Annotated in this window: 22 protein-coding genes; 9 read left to right on the top strand and 13 right to left on the bottom strand. The window is 64.5% G+C overall.

Translation table 11 applies throughout. The annotated features are described in order from the left end of the window. Position 1: 1 nt before the first annotated feature. Both glpD and ACP7D4_RS04360 read right to left on the bottom strand, forming a co-directional pair. Entirely contained in the window at positions 2 to 1492 is a 1491-nt protein-coding gene (gene glpD, locus ACP7D4_RS04355; RefSeq protein WP_426207934.1) for a glycerol-3-phosphate dehydrogenase, read from the bottom strand. A gap of 157 nt (positions 1493 to 1649) precedes the next feature. Further along, entirely contained in the window at positions 1650 to 2564 is a 915-nt protein-coding gene (locus ACP7D4_RS04360) for a sulfurtransferase (RefSeq protein ID WP_426207885.1), read from the bottom strand. 99 nt (positions 2565 to 2663) lie between these two features. Between ACP7D4_RS04360 and ACP7D4_RS04365 the strand changes: the two genes are divergently transcribed. Further along, positions 2664 to 3242, top strand: coding sequence for a phosphohydrolase (locus ACP7D4_RS04365; RefSeq protein ID WP_426101227.1), 579 nt, complete (start codon positions 2664 to 2666; stop codon positions 3240 to 3242). Positions 3243 to 3270: 28 nt separating this feature from the next. Here ACP7D4_RS04365 and ACP7D4_RS04370 read toward each other — a convergent pair whose 3' ends face one another. Next, positions 3271 to 5916, bottom strand: coding sequence for a bifunctional diguanylate cyclase/phosphodiesterase (locus ACP7D4_RS04370; RefSeq protein WP_426207886.1), 2646 nt, complete (start codon positions 5914 to 5916; stop codon positions 3271 to 3273). Positions 5917 to 6221: 305 nt separating this feature from the next. Here ACP7D4_RS04370 and ACP7D4_RS04375 point away from each other — a divergent pair, with 305 nt between their 5' ends. After that, positions 6222 to 7136, top strand: coding sequence for a PAS domain-containing protein (locus ACP7D4_RS04375; RefSeq protein ID WP_426207887.1), 915 nt, complete (start codon positions 6222 to 6224; stop codon positions 7134 to 7136). Positions 7137 to 7248: 112 nt separating this feature from the next. On the opposite strand, the gene ACP7D4_RS04380 is transcribed toward ACP7D4_RS04375, so the two are convergent. Further along, positions 7249 to 9339, bottom strand: a complete 2091-nt coding sequence (locus ACP7D4_RS04380; RefSeq protein WP_426101234.1) for an ATP-dependent helicase — start codon at positions 9337 to 9339, stop codon at positions 7249 to 7251. A gap of 549 nt (positions 9340 to 9888) precedes the next feature. Beyond that, positions 9889 to 10116, bottom strand: a complete 228-nt coding sequence (locus tag ACP7D4_RS04385; protein WP_426207888.1) for a hypothetical protein — start codon at positions 10114 to 10116, stop codon at positions 9889 to 9891. A 228-nt stretch (positions 10117 to 10344) separates the two neighbouring features. On the opposite strand from ACP7D4_RS04385, the gene ACP7D4_RS04390 reads away from it, so the two are divergent. From ACP7D4_RS04390 to fghA, 3 genes are all read left to right on the top strand, one after another. Then, on the top strand, positions 10345 to 10521 hold the full coding sequence (locus tag ACP7D4_RS04390) for a hypothetical protein (protein WP_426101238.1): 177 nt from the start codon (positions 10345 to 10347) through the stop codon (positions 10519 to 10521). Between the two features lie 304 nt (positions 10522 to 10825). Next, positions 10826 to 11383 (top strand): DUF1353 domain-containing protein, encoded by a 558-nt coding sequence (locus ACP7D4_RS04395; RefSeq protein WP_426207889.1) that lies wholly within the window; start codon positions 10826 to 10828, stop codon positions 11381 to 11383. A gap of 98 nt (positions 11384 to 11481) precedes the next feature. Continuing rightward, a complete protein-coding gene (fghA, locus tag ACP7D4_RS04400; RefSeq protein WP_426101406.1) occupies positions 11482 to 12321 on the top strand; it encodes an S-formylglutathione hydrolase in 840 nt (279 codons plus the stop codon). 33 nt (positions 12322 to 12354) lie between these two features. Here fghA and ACP7D4_RS04405 read toward each other — a convergent pair whose 3' ends face one another. Continuing rightward, complete coding sequence (locus ACP7D4_RS04405; RefSeq protein ID WP_426207890.1) at positions 12355 to 12933, bottom strand: HdeD family acid-resistance protein; 579 nt, start codon at positions 12931 to 12933, stop codon at positions 12355 to 12357. Between the two features lie 240 nt (positions 12934 to 13173). Here ACP7D4_RS04405 and ACP7D4_RS04410 point away from each other — a divergent pair, with 240 nt between their 5' ends. The 3 genes from ACP7D4_RS04410 to ACP7D4_RS04420 all read left to right on the top strand — a co-directional run bounded on the left by ACP7D4_RS04410 (position 13174) and on the right by ACP7D4_RS04420 (position 15699). After that, the gene (locus ACP7D4_RS04410) at positions 13174 to 13656 is read left to right on the top strand and encodes an Hsp20/alpha crystallin family protein (protein ID WP_426207891.1); all 483 of its coding nucleotides are present in this window, start codon (positions 13174 to 13176) and stop codon (positions 13654 to 13656) included. Positions 13657 to 13762: 106 nt separating this feature from the next. After that, the gene (locus ACP7D4_RS04415) at positions 13763 to 14440 is read left to right on the top strand and encodes a phosphoribosyltransferase (protein ID WP_426101246.1); all 678 of its coding nucleotides are present in this window, start codon (positions 13763 to 13765) and stop codon (positions 14438 to 14440) included. A gap of 38 nt (positions 14441 to 14478) precedes the next feature. After that, a complete protein-coding gene (locus tag ACP7D4_RS04420) occupies positions 14479 to 15699 on the top strand; it encodes an SRPBCC family protein (RefSeq protein WP_426207892.1) in 1221 nt (406 codons plus the stop codon). A 474-nt stretch (positions 15700 to 16173) separates the two neighbouring features. On the opposite strand, the gene ACP7D4_RS04425 is transcribed toward ACP7D4_RS04420, so the two are convergent. Then, complete coding sequence (locus ACP7D4_RS04425; protein ID WP_426101250.1) at positions 16174 to 16512, bottom strand: hypothetical protein; 339 nt, start codon at positions 16510 to 16512, stop codon at positions 16174 to 16176. Between the two features lie 109 nt (positions 16513 to 16621). On the opposite strand from ACP7D4_RS04425, the gene ACP7D4_RS04430 reads away from it, so the two are divergent. Next, on the top strand, positions 16622 to 16957 hold the full coding sequence (locus ACP7D4_RS04430) for a zinc ribbon domain-containing protein YjdM (RefSeq protein ID WP_426207893.1): 336 nt from the start codon (positions 16622 to 16624) through the stop codon (positions 16955 to 16957). Positions 16958 to 17001: 44 nt separating this feature from the next. Here ACP7D4_RS04430 and ACP7D4_RS04435 read toward each other — a convergent pair whose 3' ends face one another. The 6 genes from ACP7D4_RS04435 to ACP7D4_RS04460 form a co-directional block, all read right to left on the bottom strand. Beyond that, positions 17002 to 19695 (bottom strand): molybdopterin-dependent oxidoreductase, encoded by a 2694-nt coding sequence (locus tag ACP7D4_RS04435; RefSeq protein WP_426207894.1) that lies wholly within the window; start codon positions 19693 to 19695, stop codon positions 17002 to 17004. 48 nt (positions 19696 to 19743) lie between these two features. Next, the gene (locus ACP7D4_RS04440) at positions 19744 to 21018 is read right to left on the bottom strand and encodes an NAD(P)/FAD-dependent oxidoreductase (RefSeq protein ID WP_426207935.1); all 1275 of its coding nucleotides are present in this window, start codon (positions 21016 to 21018) and stop codon (positions 19744 to 19746) included. 23 nt (positions 21019 to 21041) lie between these two features. After that, on the bottom strand, positions 21042 to 21389 hold the full coding sequence (gene nirD / locus ACP7D4_RS04445) for a nitrite reductase small subunit NirD (RefSeq protein ID WP_426101256.1): 348 nt from the start codon (positions 21387 to 21389) through the stop codon (positions 21042 to 21044). A gap of 12 nt (positions 21390 to 21401) precedes the next feature. Next, complete coding sequence (gene nirB, locus ACP7D4_RS04450) at positions 21402 to 23936, bottom strand: nitrite reductase large subunit NirB (protein ID WP_426207895.1); 2535 nt, start codon at positions 23934 to 23936, stop codon at positions 21402 to 21404. Continuing rightward, positions 23933 to 25273 carry an MFS transporter gene (locus tag ACP7D4_RS04455; RefSeq protein ID WP_426207896.1) on the bottom strand — a complete coding sequence of 447 codons (1341 nt, stop codon included), beginning with the start codon at positions 25271 to 25273 and terminating at the stop codon, positions 23933 to 23935. Before ACP7D4_RS04455 ends, nirB begins: the two co-directional genes overlap by 4 nt. Positions 25274 to 25532: 259 nt before the next feature. After that, positions 25533 to 26180 (bottom strand): ANTAR domain-containing response regulator, encoded by a 648-nt coding sequence (locus ACP7D4_RS04460; RefSeq protein ID WP_426101262.1) that lies wholly within the window; start codon positions 26178 to 26180, stop codon positions 25533 to 25535. Positions 26181 to 26255: the final 75 nt, after the last annotated feature.

Consider the following 26255-nt stretch of genomic DNA (forward strand, 5'->3'; position numbering starts at 1 on the left):
GCTAGCGCTCGGCGATCCAGGCGTCCAGCGCAGCGGCGCTGTCACCATCCAGGTGCAGCCCGAGCTTGGAACGGCGCCACAGGATGTCGGCAGCGCAGCACGCCCACTCGTATTTGATCAGGTAGTTCGCTTCCACGGCAAACAGGCCAGGCACGATTTCCCGGCCAAGGTCGGCCAGCGTAGTGCAGCCGGCCAGCATGGTTTGCACCCGCGTGCCGTAGGCGCGACCGTAGCGCGCCGCCAGTGGCGCCGGCAGCCACGGGTAAGTGCGCTGCACGCCGCTTAACCACTGGTCGAATTCGAGCACGCCGCGCTTGGAAGGTTTTTCGCCGAACAGGTCGCCCCCCGGCAGGCACGCCTTGGCCGTCCAGCCTGGGCTGGCGTTGCCCAGCACGGGGCCGATCCAGTCCACCGCCTCCTCGGCCAGCTTGCGAAAGGTCGTGAGCTTGCCACCCAAGACGGTGAGCAGCGGTGCGCCATCGGTATTGTGTTCGAGCCGGAAGTCGCGCGTGGCCGCGGCGGCCTCGCTTTCGCCGTCTTGCACGATCGGGCGTACGCCGGCGTAGCTCCACACCACGTCGGCGGGGCTGATGGGACGCTCGAAATAGCGATTCGACAGCGCGCATAAATACGCCACTTCCGCGTCGCTGATGGCCACCTGGTCCAGGTCACCTTTGAAATCGAGATCGGTGGTGCCGATCAGCGTGAACTTGCCTTCATAGGGAATCGCAAACACGATGCGCCCGTCCGGGTGCTGAAAGATGTAGGCGTAGGGATGCTCGAACAGGCGCGGCACCACGATGTGGCTGCCCTTGATCAGGCGCAGCGCGCGCGCGTGCGGCACGCCGGCCAGTTGCCCGGCCCAAGGTCCCGCCGCGTTGACCAGGCAGCGCGCGCTCACGTCGATGGTGGCGCCGCTTTCCTGCGTGAGGGTGGCGCGCCAGTGACCGCCCTCGCGCCGCAGGTCGCCGCACAGGGTGCGGGTCAGCACGCGCGCGCCGCGCTCGTGGGCGTCGATCGCGGCCAGCACCACCAGGCGCGCGTCGTCGACCCAGCCGTCCGAATAGGCAAAGCCGCGCGTAAAGGCGCGCTTGAGGGGACGCCCGGCGACGTGCGAGCGCAGCGCCAGCGCCTGCGAACCGGGCAAAAATTCGCGGCGCGCCAGGCTGTCGTACAAGTACAGGCCGACGCGGATCATCCATGCGGGACGCTGGCCGCGGTCATGCGGCATCACGAACCGCAGCGGCCACATGATGTGGGGCGCGCTGCGCAGCAGTACTTCGCGTTCGATCAGCGCCTTGCGCACCAGCGCGAATGCGTAGTGTTCGAGATAGCGCAAGCCACCGTGAATCAGCTTGCTCGAGGCTGACGAAGTGTGCGCGCCCAGGTCGTCCTTTTCACACAGGATGACGGACAGGCCGCGCCCGGCGGCGTCGCGCGCGATGCCGGCGCCGTTGATGCCCCCGCCGACCACCAGCACGTCGCATTCCATCGCGCATTGCGTTTTTTTCACAGCCGTCACCCTCTGCACTTCCTGTGGACCATGCGCCGATTGTGGCCCAAAAACGCGGTTCCGTTCAAGTTTTTTGCCCCGACGCTGGCGCAAACGCAAACTGCGGCAAGCCAGTGCAGCACCTCAGTGTGGCACGTCAGGCCGCGACGGCGTCGTTGATGCGCACGATAACCGGATTGGCGGGATCGAGACTCCATTCGAACCAGCCGCCGTCGTACACGCTGATCTGCTCCCAGCCCATCAGCCAGGCATAAAAGAAGGCGAGCGAGGCGCGCCAGCCGGTGCCGCAATAAAAGATGGCGGGCTGGCCGCGAACGATGCCGGCGCCATCCCACATGCGTTCGATGACGGCGGCCAGTCGCATGCGCGCGTCGCCGTGCTGGTATTCGCTCATGCTGTTGACGTCGCCCTCGCGCCCTGCCCGGCCCCAGCGCGCGCCGGCGATGTCGCCGCGGGCGGCGATGTAGCTGTAGCCGGAACTGGCGCCCGAGTATTCGCTCCGGGTGCGCACGCTGACCAGGGCGCCGCTGTTGCTGCGGGCGTCGTCCAGGCTGGTCATGAATTGCGGGCACAGGGGCAAGGCGGCGCCAAATGCGTGCACCGGGGTGAACGCGCGCCCGGATCCGCCGGCGCAGGGCATGCCGGCCGCGCACCAGTGGGCAAAGCCGCCGTCGAGCAAGCGCACGTCGGTCACGCCCGCGTACAGCATCAGGTGCGCGGCGCGGGCGGCGGCCAGCGTGTTGCGGCCGTACAAAATGACGGTCGTGCCGCAATCGATGCCGCAACGCAGCAGCAGCGCGAGCAAGGCGGCGTCGTCGATCCGGTTGAACAAGGGTGCGTGTTCCAGTTCGCTGGTGTCCAGGTAGGCGGCGCCGGGAATATGCGCGCCCGTAAACTGCCCAAACTGGCCGCAGCCCACTTCCAGCAGAACGGACGCGGGCAATTGCCCGAGCAAGGCTGCCAACTGCCAAGCATCGACAAGTCCGGTCCCGCGCGCCAGGCCGACGCGGGCGGGAAGGATGTGGCAACTGGGATGGTCGGATGCGTTCACGGCGCTATCTTGAGGCGAAATGCGCTATTTTATACGCTCGCCCGTGCGAATCGATGGTTTTGAATTATACTGTATGCCTATACAGTGAAAGAGTACACCATGTCCGACTCCTGCCCCAGTGAAATGATCACCACGCCCTATGTTTCCACGTACTTGGGTAACCGTTTTTATCCGCTGGTGCCGCGCATCGATCATGTGTGCATTGAAGATATTGCCCACGGCCTGGCGTACCAATGTCGTTTTAACGGGCAAACGCACGAGTTTTATTCCGTCGCCCAGCACAGCCTCGTCGTTGCCTCGCTGGTGCCGACCGACCTGCGCCTGGCGGCCTTGCTGCATGACGCGGCCGAAGCGTATCTCGGCGACATGGTCAAGCCGCTCAAGGTGCTGCTGCCCGCGTTTGCCGCGATCGAAGACCAGGTCAGCGCCATCATCGCGGCCGCGTTCGATGTCGATTTTTCCGATTATGCCCCCATCAAGCGCGCCGACCTGATCGCACTGGCCACCGAAAAGCGCGACCTGATGCCCCATTCGGTAGAACGCTGGGCTTACCTGGATGGTATCGGTGCGCTGCCGCAGCGCATCGTTCCCATGAGCCCGGGCGAGGCCAAGCGCGCGTTCCTCCAGGAATTCACGCGCCTGGGCGGAACGGCCGCGCGCCAGGCCAGCCTGGTGTAGTGCCGGGCGCCGCCGATGCGCGCGGCATTTACAGCAGCACCCCTTCGCGCGTCATCATGAAGCGCTTGGCCAGCAAGCCTGCCATGACCGGCCCCGGCACGGGTGGGCACATATAATAGCCCTGCACTTCTTTGCACCCCAACAATTGCAGCAAGTGTAGCTGCTCGATGGTTTCTACGCCTTCGGCCACCACCCCCATGTCGAGCGCGTCGGCCATCGAGACGATGGCGCGGAAAAACGTTTCCGCCTTCTTGGTGCGGCCCAGCTGAGCCGTGAAAGATTGGTCGATCTTGAGAATGTCGGTATCGAGCCGTTGCAGTTGCGACAGCGATGAAAAACCGGTGCCGAAGTCGTCCACCAGGCATTTGACGCCCATCTTGCGGATTGCCGCCAGCGCATTGACGGCGTCGCCTTTGTCGTCGACCAGCGTCGACTCGGTCAGTTCAATTTCCACTTCCTGCGGGTGAATGTGGTGGCGCTCGATGCATAGCGCGAGCTGGCCGCGCACGTCGCCATTGTTAAATTCAAACGCGGACACATTGAACGACACCGGCACCAGCGGCAACTTCATCTGCACCCATTGTTCGATCTGCGCGCAGACCATTTCCATGACCAATTTCCCCAGAGTCACGATCAGCCCGCTCGCCTCGGCCAGCGCGATGAATTCCTTGGGTGGGAGCAAGCCGCGCACTGGATGCTGCCAGCGTACCAGCGCTTCCATGCCGCAAATCTTGCCGCTGATGCTGGATAGACGCGGCTGGTAATACATTACGAACTGGTCGTTGCGCACCGCCGTTTCGAGCGCGCTCTGGGTTTCGACGCGCTCCAGGATCGACTGATATTGCTCGTGTTCAAAAAAGCAATAGCGCCCCTTGCCCGCGGCCTTGGCCGCGTACATGGCGATATCGGCGTGCCGCAGCAAGGTATCGACGTCCTCGCCGTCGCCGGGATACAGGCTAATGCCGATCGAACTGCCGACCACGGCCGTGCCAGTGCCGATCTCGATCGGACGGCGCAGCGCCTCGACGATGCGCTGCGCCACCAGCCGGGCGTCGCCGGCGTCGCCGATCTGCTCGAGGACCACGGTAAATTCGTCGCCCCCCAAGCGCGCCAAGCTATCGCCGGGCCGCAGCTCGGCCTTCAGGCGCATGGCGGCAACATGCAGCAATGCGTCGCCGGCGCCGTGGCCCAGCATGTCGTTGACTTGCTTGAAATTGTCGATATCGATGAAAAAAACGGCCAGCTGGTGGTGCTCCTGCCGGGCGCGCGCCAGCGCCAACGGCAGGAAAGCCATCAGCCAGTGACGGTTGGGCAGCTTGGTCAGTGCATCTTCGTGGGCCATGGCAAGCAAGTTTTTTTCATGCGCCTTGGCCGACGAAATATCGCGCAGCGTCACCGCCAGCCCACTGCCCACGCGCATGATTTTGCGGTGCAGCCACATGCCCCGGAAAGAACTCGATGGCGCAGCGGCCCATTCATCTTGCACCAGGCCTTCCTGCATGGCCCGGCGCCCGGTGGCGATCTGGGAAGGCATTTCGGCGGCGATCATGAAGTCACTGACCGAGGGCAAGGCGGACAGGCGCATGCCGAGCAGTTGCTCGCGCGCGACGCCGCCCAGCGCAGCGCCGGTCCGGTTGCAGTCTTCGATGAGAAAATCGACGATCGTGCCATCCCGGCCGTATACGGCGCGCAGGAAGAAAAAGCCCTCGTTGGCCCCTTCGGTGGCCAAGCGGTACGCGTCGCGAATTTCCTGGGCTTGATGCTTGCGGCGCACCAGCGTGAACGACGCCAGCGCCCCGCACAGCGCGAATATGGCAAGAAACCAAGTGGCAGCCCGAGCGCCGCGCGTGTAATTGACGGCCACGCTGCGGTACGGGGCGAGAGACTCTTCGACAGACAGGCCGACCACGACGAACAGTGGAAAGTTGCCAATCTGCTGCCAGGCCACCAGCCGAGGCTGGTCCGAACGGGGCCGGTCGCTATGGTCAACCAGGCGCGCCCCGGACGGTTCGGCCAGCGTGGGGCCGACGCGCAACAGTGGCTGGTGCACCTCGCGCCCGCCAAGGCTGGCCGCGTACAGTTCGCCGTGGACGCCACGAATGCCAAGGTAGCCGCTGTTGCCGAAACTGGCCCGGTCGTAAAAACTGGTCAGGTAGGACGGCTTTACGTTGAGCATCACCACGCCATTGAAGGCGCCGTCGGGCGCGTCCAGCCGGCGACTGAAGATGATGGCGTCGCCGCGATCTTGGGCGCTGCAATGGGTACAGACATGCAGCGCGCGCGAGCGGTTCTGCGCGTGCAAGCGAAAATACTCGTCGGCGGCCAGGTTTGGCAGCGCCCCTGCGCCCTGCATGCTGCTGACCACCTGGCCACTGCGATTGGCAACGCCGACAAAGCTGAGCCATGCGCGCGCAAATTCGGCGTCGTGAAAGAGCGCGTCGTCGCCGGGGTGGCTGGTGCGCTCCCAGTGTGTCTGTAGCGCTGCGCTCAGTTCGTCGACGTGGCTGACCGACAGCGAAATTCCCTTGGCGACGGCGCGGGCCAGGGCGGCAGTCTGGCCGAGCAAGGTGTGCTCCAGACGGCGCCGGTCGTTCTCGAGCTGAGAGAACATGCCGGCCCACAGCAGGCCGGCGAGAACAGCGCAAAAACAGGGCCACACCAGGATTTGCAGCATGTGGCGCGGTTTGAGAAGCCCACGCCAGAATCCTTTGCCGGTCGCGATATCAGCCATGAGCGCGTTGAGTCGGTCGTCGATGCTCGCCAGGCGCAGAACGACCGGGCGGGGAATCAGAGTAGACCGTCGCGGCGGCGACAAAGTTCCTGAAGTCAGGGGGAGCGCCCGCGCGTGGCGTCCCCCGCAATACTTTGGCGGCTACCGACCGGGCTACCGACCGGGCTACCGACCGGGCTACCGACCGGGCGCACCGGATGCACGGTATTTTCTTTGACAAAAAAGCCGCACTGTCATAGTGTGAGCCTATGCCTTCCATCCTTCCTGACGCCGACGCCGCCGCCGCCGGCGCCCTGCCGGTCCTGCACGACGACGACGCCAGGGACGCCGCCGGGCCTCAAGCGCCCGAAGCGCAGGACGAGGCGCCCTGGCGCATTTTGATTGTCGATGATGACGTGGATGTGCACGTGGTCACCAAGTTCGCCCTAAGCAACACCAACTTCCAGGGCCGGCGCCTGAGCTTTTTGCATGCCTACAGTGGCGCCGAGGCGCTGGCGGTGCTGCGCGCCATGCCCGATATCGCCCTGATACTGCTCGACGTGATTATGGAAACCCCGGACGCGGGCTTGCGCCTGGCGCGCCGCGTGCGCGAAGAACTGCGCAACGACCTGGTACGCATTGTGCTGCGCACCGGCCAGCCGGGACAGGCGCTGGAACACAGCATCATTGTCGACTATGACATCAACGATTTCTGGTGCAAGGCCGATCTGACCACGCGCAAGCTGTTCACCACGGTTGTGGCGTCGCTGCGCGCCTATGCCACGCTCAAGGCGGCGCAAGCCGAACGCGACGCCCTGGGCGCCGAACTGGCCAAGGCGCGCCGGCTGCAGACGCTACTGGACCAGCACGCGCTGGTGCTCACGCTCGACGCCCACGGCCGCATCCTGGAAGCGAACGCGTTTGCCTGCCGCCTGGCCGGCCTCGAACGCGCCCGGCTGCTGGGGCGCGACCTGCATGCGTTGCATCCCGCGCCCTTCCCCGAACCGATGGCCAGCGCGATTGTCGACGCCCTCGCGCGCGAATCGGGCTGGGCCGGCGACGTCGGCGCCACCGACCGCGACGGCGCGGCGCTGACGCTGCGCTGTGCGGCACTGGCGTTTCGCGACGAGGCCGGCACACCGCGCCAGTATGTGGTGGTCGGCTCGGTGCTTGAGCGGCATTAGGGAGCGGCATTATCGAGCGGTATTATTGAGCGGTCTTAGAGACGGCGATGAGTGAGCGGCACTAGCGAGCGGTACCAGCGCCCGGTACTAGTGTGGTAGTAATGCGCTGCGCTCACTTCCAGGTGCTGCGCGAGCGTTCGCGCACCAGCATGCGCACGCTGTCGGGCACCGGCTTCTTGACCACGGCAGTGTCCGCCGTCGCCCACACGCACTCTTCGTAGTGCTTGAGCATCAGCGGCGTGATGAAGCGGGTGCGCGCCGCGTACACGTGGCGGTCGCCCATCTGCGCCTGCTGCTTGATGAAAAAGCGGTTCGGCACCACCAGATGCAATTGTTCCTTGGCACGCGTCATGGCGACATATAACAGGCGCCGTTCTTCTTCGATATCGTCGGCATTGCCGGTGCTCATGTCTGACGGAATGCAGCCATCGACGACATTGAGCACGTGCACCGACTTCCATTCCTGCCCTTTGGACGAATGGATGGTCGACAGGATCACATAGTCTTCGTCCAGGTGCGGCACTCCGGCGCGGTCGCTGGTCGCCTCGGGTGGGTCGAGCGTAATTTCGGCCAAAAAAATTTCGCGCGAACCATAGCCGGACGCCAGGCGCGCCAACTGTTCCACGTCGGCGCAGCGCACCGTGGCGTCGTCATGCAAGCGCTCCAGGTGCGGCAGATACCAGTTCTTGACCAATTCGATGTCGGCCGGCCAGCGCAGTCCGGGTGCGCGCAACGCTTTGTAGAGCGCCACGAAAGGCAGCCAGTCGCCGCTGCTTTTGGATGGCGCGGCAAAATCTTCGACCGCGCGCACCGGCTCGGGCGCCTCGCCGACCGCATCGAGCAAGCGCGTGGCCGTCGCCGCACCTATGCCGGGAATCAATTGCACCACGCGAAAACCCGCCATGCGCCCGCTGGGATTCTGGGCAAAGCGCAACACCGCCAGCACATCCTTGATGTGCGATGCTTCCAGGAACTTGAGGCCGCCGAACTTGACGAAGGGAACGTTACGGCGCATCAGTTCCAGTTCCAGTGCGGCGCTGTGGCTGGCCGCGCGAAACAAGACCGCCTGCTGCGTCAGCGCCATGCCCGCTTCGCGTTGTTCCAGGATCCGGTTGCAGACCCAGCGCGCCTGCTCGGCTTCGTCGGGGATCAGCACCAGTTGCGGGCGCACCGTGGAGGTCTTGTCGGTCCACAAGGTCTTGGCGTGGCGCTCGAGGGCGGCGGCGATCAGCGCGTTTGACGCGTCCAGGATTGGCTGCGTGGAGCGGTAGTTGCGCTCGAGCGTGACGATGCGCGCCGGCTGCGCGAACTGCTTGGGGAAGTCGAGTATGTTACGCACCGTGGCGCCGCGGAAGGAATAAATCGACTGGGCGTCGTCGCCCACCACCATCACCCCCTGCCCGCCCGGCTTCATGCCCACCAAAATGGCCGCCTGCAAGCGGTTGGTGTCCTGGTATTCGTCCACCAGCACATGGTCGAACAGGGCGCCGATCTCCGGACCGAGCTCGGGATCGGCGGCCATCTCGGCCCAGAACAGCAGCAGGTCGTCATAGTCGAGCACGTTTTGCTCTTGCTTGGCGTCGACATAGGCGCCGAACAGGTTTTTCAGCTCTGGCTCCCATTCGCTACACCACGGGAAAGTACTCTGCAACACCAGGGCCAGTGGTTCCTGACTGTTGACCGCGCGCGAATAGATCGACAGGCATGTGCCTTTCAGGGGGAAGCGCTTCTGGGTTGTGGTCAGGCCGATCTCGTGGCGCACCATGCCCATCAAGTCTTCCGAGTCGCCGCGATCGTGAATGGTAAACGCGTCGTCCAGGCCAATGCGCCCGGCATAGTCGCGCAGCAGGCGCGCGCCAATGCTGTGGAAGGTGCCGGCCCACGGCAAACGCGTGGGCGCCTGGCCGGCGCCGAGCGCGAAGACGCGCTGCAGCACGCTGCCGGCGCGATTGGTCATTTCGGTGGCGGCGCGACGCGAAAACGTCAGCAGCAAGATGCGCTGGGGATCGGCGCCGCTCAGGATCAGGCGCGCCACCCGGTGCGCCAGCGTACTGGTTTTGCCCGAGCCGGCGCCCGCGATCACCAGCAAGGGCCGCGCGGTACCGTCGGCGGCGCCGATGTCGTGCTCGACAGCGGCGCGCTGCGCATCATTGAGGCTGGCGAAGGGATCGAGCGGGGCGGCGTCGACGGAAGCGGTGGGCATGGCGGGCAATCGGGCAAGAAAGAATACAACTGTACATTTACACAGTAGTCAAAAGCAAGGATAATAAAGAATGCGTACTGGCTTGTGCGCCGGGGGTGCCCCGCGGTGGTAAGCGGAAACTTGCCAGTCGATTAGCTTTTCAACGCTAAGTAGCCGTTTCTTAAGGGCTTTTTCAGATATCCACAATCGCTGTGGATAACTTTGTGGATAACCGCCCCTTGACAGCGCGCAAGCCTGCAACGATGCGGGTTTCAACAAAATGCCCGTTCAAAAGGCAAAATTTTATGCGTTTAAAATCAATGACTTGCAAAGTCAAGCTTGAACGGCCGAAAAAATATTAGGACATTTCCTACAAGACCCTTTTGTGCATAACCAGGCCTGGGCAGGCGGCTCAACCCCGCGCAAATCAATGCTGCTTTAACAACACCGTGTGCGCGGCGGCGCGCATGCGCAGCACTGCCGCACGCCGGTGCGATCCGACGCGGCGCAGGGACGCATGTGACAATTTCGTTGCAGATAATGTTGTTGCGTTAGCCACACGTGCGCAACTCAATGATAACTTTCAGCGCTGCGCTGCATCGGTTCGAGCAAGACGCGCGCAATCACAACCGCGTCGATATCGTTTGCCTTCAGATATTCGATGGCGGACACGGTATTGCTGCTTTCCTGCATGGAGATCGCCTGATTGACGATGGTGCGCCGGCGCATGTCCTGGCGCGTGTAGTCGGCGCGCTCGCGAGGAGCGCCGCCGCTGTCTTGCTGATGCTTGAGAGTCATTGCCGATCCTTGCTCGTGACTGTAACGGTCCACACGCACCGCATTGCTGCCCTGGATTGCTGCCCTGGATTGCTGCCCTGGAAGTATCCGCCAAACCATGATAATGTCAATGTCAGCTTCCTATCGAAGCGGCAATAAGTCCCGATCCTTTCTAGTTGGAATTGAACGTCACCCGCCCCCGCGCGCGCCTAGAATAGGTGTTCACTCCACTCCAACGGCGAGGCTAGCATGGCAATTCCAACTGATCCCATCCTCAATCCCGGCGACGAAGCAGCGCCCGGCACCCCAGGCGCGGCCGAAGACATTTGCGACCAGTGCAGCGGCAGCGGCAAGCAGGCCGGCGGAGCGCCGTGTCCCGAATGCGGGGGCACCGGGCGCGTAATGCGCGGCATCGGCGGCGGCTAGTTGCACATGGGGTCAGTTCCCCCATTACGACACGGCCTCGACCGTAGCCCGGGTTACGGTCGAGGCCGTGTCGTAATGGGGGAACTGACCCCGGCGGAGATTTGGTGCATGACTATTTTTCGCGGCGTCTCTGGCAGTATGGGCGCGGCGCCCGTTGGCGCGGTCGTGACGATGCTGGCAATTATGCTACCGTCCGTGAACTGCGCGCCGTGCGCGCGTTCAAACGGGGAATGGCTCCGGTGAGTGTACCGCTGCTGTCCTTGCAAGTCGTGTAATCGGTTTAACACCCAATTGGAGAAAAATAATGAGCTATGGTGCTTTTTCAGGTAATCCCAAAACCATGTGGCTGTCCGACCGCGGCGACGACCGCGACATGCAAGTGATCGAAGATTTCTGGTATCTCGACCAGGACGGGCGCCGCTGGGATGTTCCGGCCGGCACCGTCATCAATGGCGCCAGCATTCCGCGCACGCTATGGTCGTCCGTGGGTAGCCCGTACACCGGCAACTACCGGCGCGCAGCGCTCGTGCATGACGCCGCCGTCGGCCGCGAAGGCGTGCTGCGCGCCGAATCCGACGCCATGTTTTACTTTGCTTGCCTTGCAGGCGGTTGTTCGCAGCTGCAGGCCAAGATGCTCTACGCAGGCGTGCGCCTGGGAGCTTGGGCCAGCAATACGCACCTGTTGTCCATGGAAGCGGCGAGCGCAGTGCCGGACGCCACCCGCCTGCCCGGCGAGCAGACGCCGCGCGAACTGGAAATTCGCGCCCGTTATACGCTCATCGCCAATCAGCTCAAGGCCACCGGAAACGACTTTGCCGAGGTCGAGCAAGTGGTCGACCGTAACCTCGGCCGCGCCCACTGAGCAGGCCGGGGCTGGCAAGGGGTCGGGCAAAAAGGCATACTGGTGCATTGTCCTTGTCGGGACGCTTGATCTCTGAGAAAACCATGCCTGGAACATCTATGCTCGAACTGATCAGTGAACACGCCTGCTTTGGCGGTGTCCAGCGCTTTTATCGCCACGCATCAAGCGCGATCGGGCTGCCGATGCGTTTTTCGGTGTTCATCCCGCCTTCAACAGGTCCCGGTGCATTGCCGGCGCTGTTTTACCTGGCCGGCCTGACCTGCAACGAAGAAACCTTTATGACCAAGGCCGGCGCCCAGCGCGTGGCCGCGCGCAAAGGCTTGATGCTGATCGCGCCCGACACCAGCCCGCGCGGCGCTGGCATCGAAGGCGAAACGGCAGCGTGGGACTTTGGCGCCGGCGCTGGGTTTTACCTTGACGCCACCGAGCAACCGTGGGGCCGCCACTACCGCATGGACAGCTACATCACGGAGCTGCACGCGCTGGTCGTGGCCGAGCTGAACGCCGATGCCGCGCGCATCGGCGTGTTTGGCCACTCGATGGGCGGGCACGGCGCGTTGGTGCTGGCGCTGCGCCGGCCCGACCTATTTCGCTCGGTGTCGGCGTTTGCGCCGATTGCCGCGCCCATGCACTGTCCATGGGGCGAGAAAGCTTTCAGCAACTATTTGGGCGGAGACCACGCCGCGTGGCGCCAGTACGACGCCAGCGAACTAATGGCCAGCATGCAGGCGCCCTTCCCCCAGGGTATCTTGATTGACCAGGGCTTGGGCGACAAGTTCCTGGCCGAGCAATTGCACCCGGACAGGTTTGAAGCGGCTTGCCGCAAGGCCGGGCAAAAGCTGGAGCTGCGTCGCCACGCGGACTATGACCACGGTTACTATTTCATCTCGACGTTCATGGAAGACCATCTGGCATTTCACAGCGCTCAGTTAGGCTGAAGCAAGTCCGCGGAGGCGGCCAAGCGCCATGCCCTACACCGCCCCCGCCGGCCCACTGCTGCGCCCGCCGTTGAGGCGCAACCACGCGCGCACCTGCAGCGCCAGTGCAAGCAGCAATGCGCCCGTCACGATGGCATAGAAACCGGTCAACCACGCCAGCGCCAGCGCGCCGGCACCGGTGGGAAACAGCAGCACGACCATGCCGAACAGGATGGAGGCGATGCCGCTTAATATCAGCAGCAGTTCGCCCTTCATGAACTTGCGCACACGTACAGCGACAACGATGTCAAGCGTGCCGCTGACCAGTGCGTTGGCGCCCATCAGCAAGATCAGCGCCACCGTTGTCACGCCCGGATGCAGCGCGGCGATGATGCCGGCGCCCACGCTGAAGGCACCCAGCAGCAGCATGACGCACCAGCGCCGGTCGGCCTTGCGGTGCTGGACGGCGCCGAAGACCCAGACAGCGCCGGCCAACAGCGCAAAGGCGGCAAATAGCGCCGCCAGGGTGATCAGCGTGATCGCGGGCCATACGATGGCCGCAATGCCGAACAGCACGGCGATCATGCCGCGCAAGCCCAACAGCCACCAGGACCACAACAGGGTTTCACTCATGGCTTTTTCCTCCCGCAAGTTCGACAGCGCGCAAGCCAGTTATATCGGCGCCTACGCGTGTGGTTTGCGCTCGCTCAAAGACGCGCCATTATGCTCGCCACCTTGCGCGATGGCCCTTGAAACCGGGCCTGCCGCGACTTATAACGATGCTGCGGGAGCCAGTATTCCCCTGCGCCCCCCGTGCACTTGCCGTGCACTCTCCCCATGTTCCTGTCCATACGCTTACGAAAGGAGGTCATGATGAACAACATTATCCGGCGTACCCCGTCGGCAATGGCCGGCTATCGGCCGCGCGCGCTAGACGACCGGTTTGGGCAACTGGTCGAGAATATGTTCGAAGAAATGCTGGCGCCATTCGCGCACGGTGGCGCACTCGGGCAGTGGCCCGCCGAAGGAACGGTCAGTGCACGCCTGAACGTCAGCGAGACCGACCGGTCCTTTGAAGTGCAGGCCGAATTGCCAGGCGTGAAAAAGGAAGACGTGAAGGTCGCCATCGAGCACCAGCGCGTCACGATCGAAGGCGAGTCCAGGCGCGAGCAGGAGCAGCGTGAAGGCGAAAACGTGTTGTATACAGAGCGCGGCGCGAGCAAGTTCGTGCGCACCTTCATGCTGCCCGTGGAGGTCGATGAGGCCGGCACCCAAGCGCGCATGGAAAACGGCATTCTGACTCTCACGCTGCCCAAGAAGCAAGGTAGCGCGGCAACCCGCATCACCATCCAGTAATTGCCGCCCCGTTGACACCAGGCCCGCTCGGCATTTCTGCCCGGCGGGCCTTTTTATCATTGTCGATGCAACCGGTGTGCAGGCCCGCTGTCAAAGAAGCATGGCCATGATCAAACCGTTCCGGGACCGCGCACACGCGGGCAAGCAGCTTTCGCTTGCCCTGCATGAGCACGCAATCGATCCTGGCGCCATCGTGCTGGCGCTGCCGCGCGGCGGCGTGCCGGTCGGTTTCGCGGTCGCTCATGCGCTTGGGCTGGCGCTTGACATCCTGCTGGTGCGCAAGCTGGGCATGCCCGGCCAGGAAGAGTTCGCAATCGGCGCGGTCGCCAGTGGCGGCGTGCGCGTCGTGCAGCGTGGCGTGCTGCAGCATGCCGGCATCACACCTGCCATGCTTGAGGAAATGTGCACCCGCGAGCTCGCTGAAATCGACCGCCGGGAGCGCCGCTACCGGGGCGGTCGCCCTGCCCCTCCGTTGGCGGCGCGCACCGTCATCCTCGTCGACGACGGCCTGGCTACCGGTTCAAGCATGCGCGCCGCTATTGCGCTCGCCCGCGCCCAGGCTCCTGCCCGCCTGCTGGCGGCGGTCCCCGTGGGCGCCGCCGACACCTGCGCCGTTCTCGCCGCTGAGGTCGACGAACTTATTTGCCTGGTCCGCCCGCACCCGTTTCGCGCCGTCAGCCAGTGGTACCGCCAGTTCGACCAGACCACGGACGACGAGGTCATCGACCTGCTGGCACAAGCCTGGTGCGAGCAGGAACCGCGCGAGCGCGCCAGCCATTCATGAACAACACGCAAATCGACAATCACATCAAGGAGGAAACGATGAAACACGCGACCGACCAGGACCTGCAACTGGGCAAGTGGATAGCCGGAGCCGCCATTGGCGCCCTTGCCATGTATATACTCGACCCGGAGCGCGGCGCACCGCGTCGCGCCGAGTCGGGCGACAAGCTGCGCAGGCTCGGCCGCAAGACCGGCGACGCGCTCGACAAGGTGATGCATGGCGCCAGCAGGGCTGCCCGCCATGCCGCGCGCCGGGAGCCTGCTGCGCAGTTGACTGACGGCGTGTCGCAACGCGCAAGCGGCATGCTGCGCCAAGGCGCCGAGGCGTTGCAACGTGCTTTCGGCGCTGACACGCGCACCGAGGCGCAGCCGAACGGCCACTCCGATAACGCTCATGCCGCTGGCTATTCTGCTGGCTATTCCGCTGACCATTCAGATGACCATTCCAGGCCCCGTTCCGCTGACCATTCGGCTGCCCAAACCGATGCTCACTCCGATGCCCACTCAACCGATCCCCACGGCGCCCAGCGCACCCCAAAGTCCGCCTACCAATCCGAGAGGCGCCCCTACGCGGGCGGCGACACTTCAAGCAAGGCATCCGGCCGCGGCGCCATGCGCGGCAGCACGCTAGCGGGCGCCAGCGTGCTGGGCTTGGCGGGCCTGGTGGCGCCGCGCTCCCCGATCGGCATGGCCATGGGACTGGCCGGACTGGCGCTGCTGGTGCGCGCCACTGGCAAGCGGCCCTTGCTCAAGCTGGCGGCCGGCGCAGGCGGACAAAACGTCGAGGTGGAACAAACTATCCGCATTGACGCGCCGGTCGAGCAGGTGTTCGACCTGTTTGCCAACTACGAAAATTTCCCGCGCTTCATGTCAAACGTTATCGATGTGCAAGACCTGGGCGAAGGTCGCTCCCACTGGGTTGTCAAGGGTCCGGCCGGCAGTCAGTTTGCCTGGAACGCCGTGTTGACCGAACATAGCAGGCCGCGGCGGCTGGCTTGGGAGTGCGAGCCTGGCGCAGAAGTGCAGCAGTCGGGCGCCATCGGTTTCGAACCCATTCACGGTGGCACGCGGGTCACGGTGCGCATGGCGTACCGGCCGCCGGCCGGCGCACTGGGCCATGCACTGGCGTCGCTGCTGGGAAAAGACCCCAAACGCCAGATGGATGAAGACCTCACGCGCATGAAGTCGCTCGTCGAACGCGGCGCCATCATGCGGGCCGGGAGCAAGAACGCGGCGTCCACCAGCAAGTTCCTGCACTGAGGCGGGACCGCTTGTGAGACCGGGGCCATAGTCCAACACTTTTTGGCAAATGCGACGCAGGCCGCTGCCGGGAGGGCGAAGCGACGCTGTTGGCCGATCCGCCCTGCCGGGGATGTTGCCGAAGGGACGACAGTGCTGCAGAGCCACGTCGTCCTCGCACACGATTCTGGTGAGCCATTTTTTAGAACTGCTCGCGATGGCCCTACGGGGTGGTGGATCGGGCAGCGCTGCCAGACTGCGCGTTCGTTTATCCGCCCAACTGGGTGCGTCCCGGGCGGCGCGTGGCGGATTGCGCGTTCGCTTATCCGCCCTACCGTGCTGGATCAGGCTACGCAGAGAGGCCGCGCCGCGCTTTCCGGCAACGCTGGCGCGGCGACGGTCGCTCGGCAAAGCGGGCACTGCCACCGAGCCAGGCACGTCGCCAATGATGCTAATGTAGCGCCGCCACTGCCCCGCGAGCACCTTTGCCGGCGGCTACCGCAGGCTTGCCCGCGAAGCCGGGTCATCGATGGCGCGGGCGCCATGCTGCGCCAGGATCGCATCGGCCCGGCCGGCCAGCGCGGCGTCGGCCGCGGCCACCGTCATGATGCAGTGGACGTTGCGCGCCGGATTGGCATAATTGCGCTCGTAGGTATGACTATCGCTCTCAACTGGCGAATTGCCGACCGTGAAATTCCCATGCACCGGCCCCGCCTCATCATTGGCGACACTGACCAAGATGTCGCTCGCTTCAAAGCCTTCGGCCAGCAAGGCTTCGCGCGCGACTTGCGCACGTTCAAAAGCATCAAAAATCCTGACGACTGCGTTGACCATGTTCGTCCCCTCGGCTTGTCCAATCTGGTTCGACCATGGCGCGGCCAAATGATTCGCCGGCCCGCGCGAATCGAAGCGTATACTGGCGCCTTTGTCGAAGGATAGTCCGATGAGCACACTCCCACCCTGCCCCCAATGCAATGGCGCATTCACTTACGAGGATGGCGGCGGTTACGTGTGTCCCGAGTGCGGCCACGAATGGCAAGCCCAGGCGCTCGCCGCCGATGAAGCGAAGGTATATCGGGATGCGGCAGGCAATGTGCTGCAAGATGGCGACACCGTCACCGTCATCAAGGACCTCAAGCTCAAGGGTGGCGGCGGGACCGTCAAGATGGGCACCAAGGTCAAGAATATTCGCCTGGTCGACAGCGACCACGATATCGATTGCAAGATCGACGGCTTCGGCGCCATGAGCCTCAAGACGGAGTTCGTCAAAAAGGTTTGACGGAGCGACGGCCAACGGCCCCGGCGCTTGCAACAGCGCCGCCCTTACGCCGTCTCCCGCACCCGCGTTTCCACCAGAATCACCTTGATCTCGGGTACGCAGGAGCCGCAATTGCCACCCGCCTTTACGCAGGCAGTGACCTCGGCCACGGTTTTCAGGTCGTTCTTGATGATAGCGTCGCAGATCATGTTGCGGCCCACGCCAAAGCACGAGCATACGGTAGCGCCCGCGTCGGCGCGCATGCCCAGCGCCTGGCCCGACAACACGCCGGCGCGGTCGCCCGGCGTCAGCGTCCCCTTTGAAAACAATTCGGCCAGCCAGGCCCGCGCGGGCAAGTCCGGCCGCGGCGACAAAAAGATGCATTGCTCGATGCGCTCGCCGACCACGTGCACGGCCCGGTACACGCCACCGCTGCTGTCTTCGTAATCGAGCCAGTCGGCGTCGGCGTCCACCACGCCAAGCAGCTCGCGCGCCCACGCGCTACGCTCAAGCATAGCCTTGCGCCCTGCCAGTTCATAGCGCACAAAGCCGCGTCCCTGCACCCGCGTCCAGTGCGCCACACTGTCCAGATTGAGCTCGCTGCGGCTCAAGACAAAGGCATGCCAGTTGACGCCGAAGCGCTCCACGTTGACCGGCGTATGCTTGAATTCAGGCTCGCCCGACACCGGATCGACCGCCGGATTGACCAGCGTGCCCACCCGCGCATCCGACGCATTCTGCCCATTCCAGTGGATCGGCACGAACACGCCGCCGCGCGCGATGCCCTCGCCATGCTGCACGCGCACCACCATCGCGCCCCATTCGCTGCTCACGCGCGCCAGCTCGCCCTCGCGCACGCCGTAGCGCAGCGCATCTTGCGGATGCATGTCGATGAACGGCTCCGACGTATGCTCGGCCAGGCGCGGCGCGCGTCCCGTGCGCGACATGGTGTGCCACTGGTCGCGCACGCGGCCGGTATTGAGCACCAGCGGAAATTCAGGCGAGACGGCGTGGGCCGGGGCGCGCGGCGCCGTCGCCACAAAGCGCGCCTTGCCGTCCGGGTGCGCAAAGCGCCCATCCTGGAACAGGCGCGCAGTGCCCGCGCCCTCGGGGGTCACCGGCCACTGCACTGGCGCCAGCTGTTCGTACTGGCGAGCGTCCATGCCGGCCAGCCCGGCCAGGTTGAACACGCGCACCGTCGCGCCTTCGTTGCGGTGGATCGACAGGCGGGCGTGTTCGTCGAACACCTCGTGCGCCGATTCAAAGTCAAAGCCGCCAAAGCCCATACGCTGCGCCACATCGCACAGAATGCGCCAGTCGGCGCGCGCCTCGCCGGGTGCCGGCATGAAAGCGCGCTGGCGCGAAATGCAGCGCTCCGAGTTGGTGACCGTGCCGTCTTTTTCGCCCCAGCCCAAAGCGGGCAGCAGCACGTCGGCAAAGGCGCTGGTGTCGGTCGTGCCGACGATGTCGGACACCACCACCAGCTCGCATTTTTCCAGCGCGCGCTGGACCTGGTTGGCGTCCGGCAGGCTCACCATGGGGTTCGTTGCAATGATCCATACCGCCTTGACCGTGCCCTGCTCGATCGCGTGGAACAGGTCGACCGCTTTCAGGCCGGCCTTGCCGGCGATGCGGGGCGACTGCCAGAACTCCTGCACCATGGCGCGGTGCGCCGGGTTGGCCAGCTCCATGTGCGCGGCCAGCATGTTGGCCAGCCCACCCACTTCACGCCCGCCCATGGCATTGGGCTGCCCGGTCAGTGAAAACGGCCCCATGCCCGGTTTGCCGATGCGCCCCGTGACCAGGTGGCAGTTGATGATCGCGTTCACCTTGTCGGTGCCGGCCGAAGACTGGTTCACGCCTTGCGAAAACGCCGTCACGACCTTGGTGGTGGCCTCGAAATGGCGGTAGAACGCGAGCAGGTCGTGCGGATCGAGGCGGCAGGTGCGCGCCACGTCGAGCAGCTCGGTGTCCGCCGCGACCATCGCTTCGGCCATTCCGCTGGTATGCTGCTCGATGAAGCGCTCGTCGCAGGCATGGCTGCGCGCGAGGTAACTGAGCAGGCCATTGAACAGCCAGACATCGGTGCCCGGCTTGACCGGCAGGTGCAGGTCGGCGATCTCGCAGGTGGCGGTGCGGCGCGGGTCGATGACGACCACCTGCACCTCCGGGCGCGCCTCTTTCAGGCGCGCGATGCGCTGGAACAGGATCGGATGGCACCATGCGCTGTTGGCGCCCACCAGCACGATCATGTCGGCTTCGTCGAAGTCGTCGTAGCAGCCCGGCACCAGGTCCGCGCCAAACGCGCGCTTGTGCCCCGCCACCGACGACGACATGCACAGGCGCGAATTGGTGTCGATGTTGGCGCTGCCCACATACCCTTTCATCAGCTTGTTGGCGACGTAGTAGTCTTCCGTGAGCAACTGGCCCGACACGTACAGCGCCACCGCATCGGGTCCATGCTCGGCGATGATGTCCGCAAAACCGGTGGCCACGCGTTCGATGGCGTCGTCCCACGAGGCCTGGCGCAGCACGCCCTCGCTGTCCCGCAGCGCCGGATGCAGCAGCCGCCCGTCCAGGCTGAGCGTTTCGCCGAGTGCGGCGCCCTTGACGCACAATCGCCCGCGATTGGCCATGTGGCTGGCGTCGCCCGCGATGGCGATGGCGCCGTCCGGCAAGGGCGTGGCGGTGATGCCGCAACCCACGCCGCAGTACGGGCAGGTACTCTTGATGGCCAGGGGGATGGGGGATAGGTTCATGCAATGCTCCGGGGGCGGGGGGGACAGGTTATGCGGCAGCTGGGCTACTCAAGCGGCAGCTTGCGCGCAGAAGGCTTCGCCAAACAGCAGGCGGCTGCGCATGGCCGAGATATCGGTACGGTTCTGGATCAGGCCAAAGTACCAGGGTCCATCCTGCACGTCGCCGTACAACACGGCGCCGGCGATGCGGTTACCGGCCAGGACCAGCCGTTTGTAGACGCCGCGCCGCGGGTCGCGCAAGACCAGGTCCTCGCTGCCCTCGCCGCCAATGAAGTCGCCCACCGAATACAGGTCGACGCCGGTCACTTTGAGCCTGGTGGCGGTGACTGCCTGTACGTAGCGGCGGTGGCCTTTTTGGGCCAGGTGTTCAGCGCAGACTTTGGCCTGATCCCAGATCGGGGCCACCAGGCCAAAGATGGCGCTGCGGTGCTGCACGCATTCGCCCACCGCGTACACACGCGGGTCGTACGTTTGCAGCGTGTCGTCCACCACGATCGCGCGTTCGCAGTGCAGGCCGGCTTCCTGCGCCAGCGCGATATTGGGGCGCACGCCGGCGGCCATCACCACCAGGTCGGCCGCGATCTGGCTGCCGTCCTTGAAGCGCACGGCGCTCACGCGCTGGTCGCCGACAATTTCCGACGTGTGGGCCTCAAGCATGAAATGCAGGCCCTTCGCCTCCAGCGCATGGCGCAGCATGAGCGAGGCCGGTTTATCGAGCTGCATGTTCATCAGGCTGTCGGTCACGTGCACCACGGTCACGTGCATGCCGCGCCGCTGCAGGCCGTTGGCCGCCTCCAGCCCGAGCAGGCCGCCGCCGATGACCACCGCGCGCCCGCCGCTCCTGGACGCTGCGAGCATCGTGTCGACGTCATTGATGTCGCGGAAACCGATCACGCCGGCCAGCTTGTGCCCCGGCACCGGAATGATGAACGGGTTTGAGCCGGTCGCCATCAGGAGCCGGTCGTACCACACTTCGCGGCCCGACTTGGCGCGCACCAGGCGCCGGCGGCGGTCGATGTGGACGATCGGGTCGCCCGCATGCAATGCGATACCGTTTTCGGCATACCATGCCCGGGTATGTATCATGATGTCGTCCATGCTCTTGTCGCCGGCCAGCACCGGCGAAAGCAGGATGCGGTTGTAGTTCCCGTGCGGCTCGGCGCCGAAGACGGTGATGTCATACAGGTCCGGCGCCAGCTTGAGCAACTCCTCGACCGTGCGCATGCCGGCCATGCCGTTGCCGATCACGACCAGCGACTGACGCGCCGGCGCAGGGGTCTGGCGCGCCGCGTCGCGCTTCTGGGCCGCGGCCGCGCGCGGCAAGGCGACTTTCCCGGGCAGCCGGATCACGATGCGACCCACACCTTGCCGCCCTCGATCCGGGTGCGGTAGCTCGCCACCGAATGCTCCGGCGCTTCCAGGCATTCGCCGGTGGCCAGGTCGAAGTGCTGCTTGTAGATGGGCGAGGCGACGACGATCCGTTCGCCCAGGTTGCCGACCATGCCGCGCGAGAGCACCGAGGCGCCGCTGTTCGGATCAAAATTGCCGATCGCATAAAAGCGCTGCTCGCCGGCGGCCACGTTGAAGACCGCCACATGTTCGCCGCCGATCAGCGCGCACACGCCGGTGTTGGGCACGATGGCGTCCAGCGCACAGACGGCAGTCCAGTTGTCCATTTGAATATCGCGATGCATGTGATGCTCCAGTCAGGCTGTTTTGACGGCGATGGGAATGACGCGTTTGCGCTCTTCAATGGTGGCGGGGCGGATCTGGCCGCGCTCCGGCATGAAGACCACGTTCTGGTCTTCCTTGTCGCTGTTGACGAAGGTACGAAAGCGCGCGCGCGTGGCCGGATCCTCGACTGCCGCTTTCCATTCGCAGGCGTAGGTGTTGACCACGTGCTGCATGTCCGCTTCAAGCGAGGCGGCCAGGCCCAGCTTGTCGTTGATGATCACGTCTTTCAGGTATTCGAGCCCGCCTTCGAGGTTGTCGCGCCAGACGCTGGTGCGCTGCAGGCGGTCGGCGGTGCGCGTATAAAACATCAGGAAGCGGTCGATGTAGCGCACCACGCTCGCTTCATCCAGGTCCGACGCGATCAGCTCCGCGTGGCGCGGCTTCATGCCGCCATTGCCGCACACGTACAGGTTCCAGCCCTTCTCGGTGGCGATCAAGCCCACGTCCTTGCCCTGCGCTTCGGCGCACTCGCGGGTGCAGCCCGAGACGCCGAACTTGATCTTGTGGGGCGTGCGCAAGCCCTTGTAGCGGTTTTCCAGTGCAATCGCAAAGCCGACGCTGTCGGCCACGCCGTAGCGGCACCAGGTGGAACCCACGCACGATTTGACCGTGCGCAGCGACTTGCCATACGCATGGCCGGACTCGAAGCCGGCCGCGATCAGCTCTTCCCAGATCAGCGGCAGCTGCTCGACGCGCGCGCCGAACAGGTCGACCCGCTGCCCGCCCGTGATCTTGGTGTACAGGCCATATTTCTTGGCCACTGTGCCCACCGCAATCAGCCCGTCGGCCGTCACTTCGCCGCCCGCCATGCGCGGCACCACCGAATAGGTGCCATCTTTCTGGATATTGCCCAGGAAGTAGTCGTTCGAATCCTGCAGGCCCGCGTGCTCGGGTTTGAGCACAAAGTCGTTCCAAGTCGAGGCCAGCACGCTGGCCGCCACCGGTTTGCAGATGTCGCAACCCAGGCCCTTGCCATGCGCGGCCAGCAGGTCGCCGAAGGTCTTGATTTGGCCGACCTTCACCAGGTGAAAAATCTCCTGGCGCGAATACGGGAAGTGTTCGCACAGGTGGTTGTTGACCGCCATGCCCTGCTTTTTCATCTCGGCCTTCATCACCTGCGTGACCAGCGGCACGCAGCCGCCGCACGAGGTGCCGGCATTGGTACAGCTCTTGAGCGCGCCAATGGTCGTGGCGCCGCCGCACACGGCCGCGCAGATTGCGCCCTTGGAGACATCGTTGCACGAGCAGATCTGCGCGCTGTCGGGCAAGGCGTCCACGCCCAGGGCGGGCCTGGCCTTGCCGTCCGACGAAGGCAGAATCAGGAACTCGGGCGACTCCGGCAGCTCGATCTTGTTTAACATCATCTGCAGCAGCGTGCCGTATTCGGCGGCGTCGCCCACCATCACGCCGCCAAGCAGGTATTTGCCGCATTCGGAGACGACGATCTTCTTGTACACCTGCTTGCGCTCGTCCATGAACTGGTACGAGCGGCTGCCGGCAACGGCGCCGTGCGGGTCGCCAATGCTGGCCACGTCCACGCCCATCAGTTTGAGCTTGGTGCTCATGTCGGCGCCGGTGAACTGGGCTGCCTGCTCGCCGGCGATGTGGCGCGCCGCCACGCGCGCCATGTCGTAGCCGGGCGCCACCAGGCCGAACACCTGGCCGTTCCACAGCGCGCATTCGCCAATGGCATACACGTCCGGGTCGGACGTCAGGCAGCTGTTGTCGATCGCGATGCCGCCGCGCGCGCCGACCGCCAGGCCGCAGCCGCGCGCCAGCTGGTCGCGCGGGCGAATCCCGGCCGAGAACACGATCATGTCGGTGTCCAGATGCGTGCCGTCGGCAAAGCGCATGCGGTGCGTGCCCTCCTCGCCATCGACAATTTCCAGCGTGTTCTTGTGGGTGTGGACCGTCACGCCCAGGTCTTCGATCTTGGCGCGCAGCACGCGCGCGCCGCCGTCGTCGACCTGCACCGCCATCAGGCGCGGCGCAAATTCGACCACGTGGGTCTGCAATTGCATGTCGACCAGCGCCTTGGCGCATTCCAGGCCCAGCAGGCCCCCGCCAATCACCACGCCGGTCTTGGAGCGCTTGCCGCATTCGAGCATCTTCTCCAGGTCTTCAATGGTGCGATAGACGAAGCAGTCCTTGCGGTCCTTGCCGGCCAGCGGCGGCACGAATGGGTAAGAACCGGTGGCAAACACCAGCTTGTCGTATTCGAGCACTTCGCCGCTGCGCAGCGTGACGGTCTTGCTGGCGCGGTCCACTTCCACCGCGCGCGCATTGACCTTCAGCAGCATGTTGCCGTTGTCGAAAAACCCCGACGGCACCAGCGACAGGTCGTCTGCCGATTTACCGGCGAAAAATTCGGACAGGTGCACCCGGTCATAGGCCGCGCGCGGCTCTTCGCACAAGACCGTGACTTCAAGATCGGGCACGTTGCTGCTATTGAGCGACTCGAGAAATTTGTGGCCCACCATGCCGTGGCCGATGACGATGATTCTCATGCAAGTTTTCCTTGAGCGATGGCCGCTGTGGCACCAAGCTTGGCGTCAACCTTGGCGTCAACCTTGGCGTCGACCGCAGCCGTCAAGCGCACGGCGATGGCGCAAATGGCCGACAGCAGCACCATGAATGACAGGATGCCGAGCGTTTGCTGGATGTCGCCGGTACCTTTCATCAGAAAGCCCGCCGCCACCGCGCCCACGTTGCCGCCGGCGCCGATGATGCCGGCCACGCCGCCGAGTGCCTTGTTGTCGATGAACGGCACCAGTGCGTAGGTTGCGCCGCAAGCCATGTGGGTGAACAGGCCAAAGACCAGCATGGCGATGACGGCAAAGGTCACGCTGTCGGCTTTTGAAAACCACAACAGGCCCAGGCCTTCGCCGATCATCATCACGAACAGCAGCGTGACGCGGCTATTGAGGTTGCCGCGCAACGCCATCTTGTCGGACAGCCAGCCGCCCAGCGCGCGCGCAAACAGGGCCAGCAAACCGAAGCTGCCGGCAGCCAGGCCGGCCGACTTCAAGGACAGGCCGAAATGGTCGACGTAGTACACGGCCGCCACGTTGTGGATGAAGATCTCGATTCCGAAGCAGGCGCCGTAAGTGACGAACAGCAGCCACACGCGGTAGTTGGCGCTGGCCGCCTTGAAGCTGGACCAGCCGCCCTTCTTGCCGCCTTCGATCGGGATGCCGGCCTTGCGCATGGCGTCGTAGTTACCCAACGGGCAGTCCTGGGTGAAGTTCCAGTAGACGAAGGCCATGATGATCATCAGCACGCCCGGCACCACCAGCGCCACGCGCCAGCCGAGCGTACTGGAAACGCCCGCCATGACGAGCGCGCCCACCAGCAAAGGCATCAGCGCTTGCGCTGCGCCGCCGCCCGCGTTGCCCCAGCCGGCAGCGGCCGCGTTGGCCGTGCCCACCACTTTCGGGGCGAACATGACGGACGTGTGGTACTGCGTGATCACGAAACTTGCGCCCACCGCGCCAATCCCCAGACGGAAAAACAGGAAGCTCTCGTAGCTTTGCGAGGCGGCCACGCCGAGCACGGGAATGGCGCCTAACGCGAGCAGCGCGGTGTAGGCTTTGCGCGGACCGAAGCGGTCGCACATCGGGCCGATGATCAGGCGCACCAGGATAGTGATGGCGACGGCGGCGATATTGATGTTGGCCACCTGTCCCATGGTCAGGCCGAATTCGCCTTTGATGATGGGCATCAGCGGTGCGCAGGCGAACCAGGCGAAAAAGCAGACGAAAAACGCCATCCAGGTCAGGTGAAAGGCACGCATCTGCGGCGTGTTGAAAGTGAAAAGCGCAATACTGTTTGCTTTGGTGGCCATGATCTATCCCGTGTAGAAAACAAAATGGCGTCCGGCCAGGATCCGGTCATGAAAAACCGGAGCTGGTCGGACGCCGTTGTCCTGCCAATCCGTCGTTAGATCAGCGCAAATTATTCAGGGGATCGCCATTGATCCGATAAGCTATGGTTAGCAATCCGCGTGCCAGGGTAAGGCGGGGCATATTGACAGTACCTTTGCCCGCGGCGCTACATTGCGGTGCAACATAATCCCAAAATGGTGCACCGGGGCGTGCACCAGGTCAGCCGAGCAAGTCTTCCACGTCGAGGATGCGCTGGGCGATGTCAGCCAGCTTCATGTTCTTGTTCATCGCCATGCTGCGCAGCTTTTGGTACGCCTGCTCTTCGCTCAAGCGCGCGCTGTTCATCAGCAGTCCCTTGGCGCGGTCGATCACCTTGCGCTCGGCCAGCTTGTGGCGCGTGTCTTCCAGTTCGGCCAGCAGCTTTTGCTCTTGCCGAAAGCGCGCCAGCGCCACGTTGAGCACCGGCTTGATACGCTCGCTGTGCAGGCCGGCCACCACGTACGCCGAGACGCCCGCCGCCATCGCCGCATCCATGCTGCGCGTGGTGTCGTCGTCGGTAAACAGCACGATGGGGCGCCGCTCGTCGCGGCTGGCGATGACGATGTGTTCGAGGACGTCGCGCGCATCGGACTGCGCGTCGATGATGATCATGTCCGGCTGGAGCTGGGCGATCCGTTCGGGCAGGTACATGTCGGCCGGCAGCGAGGCGACGATATCGTAGCCCGACTCTAGCAGCCCGATGCGCAAGGCGTTGCCGCGCCGGACCTGGGCGGCCAGCGCGTGGTCTTGTTCGTCGCCGTCGAGAACGACCGTGTTGACGACGACGATGCGCAGTGTGCGCGGTGTTGGCGTCTGGCTTGTTGGCATTATTGCAATTCTAAAGTGAGGCGCGAGAATGCGCTTTCCCTTGTCATTAGCAATTTACGCGCCAGACGCAGTGCT

The sequence above is a fragment of the Massilia sp. TWP1-3-3 genome (assembly GCF_049897805.1).
In the GTDB taxonomy this organism is placed as follows: domain Bacteria; phylum Pseudomonadota; class Gammaproteobacteria; order Burkholderiales; family Burkholderiaceae_D; genus Telluria_A.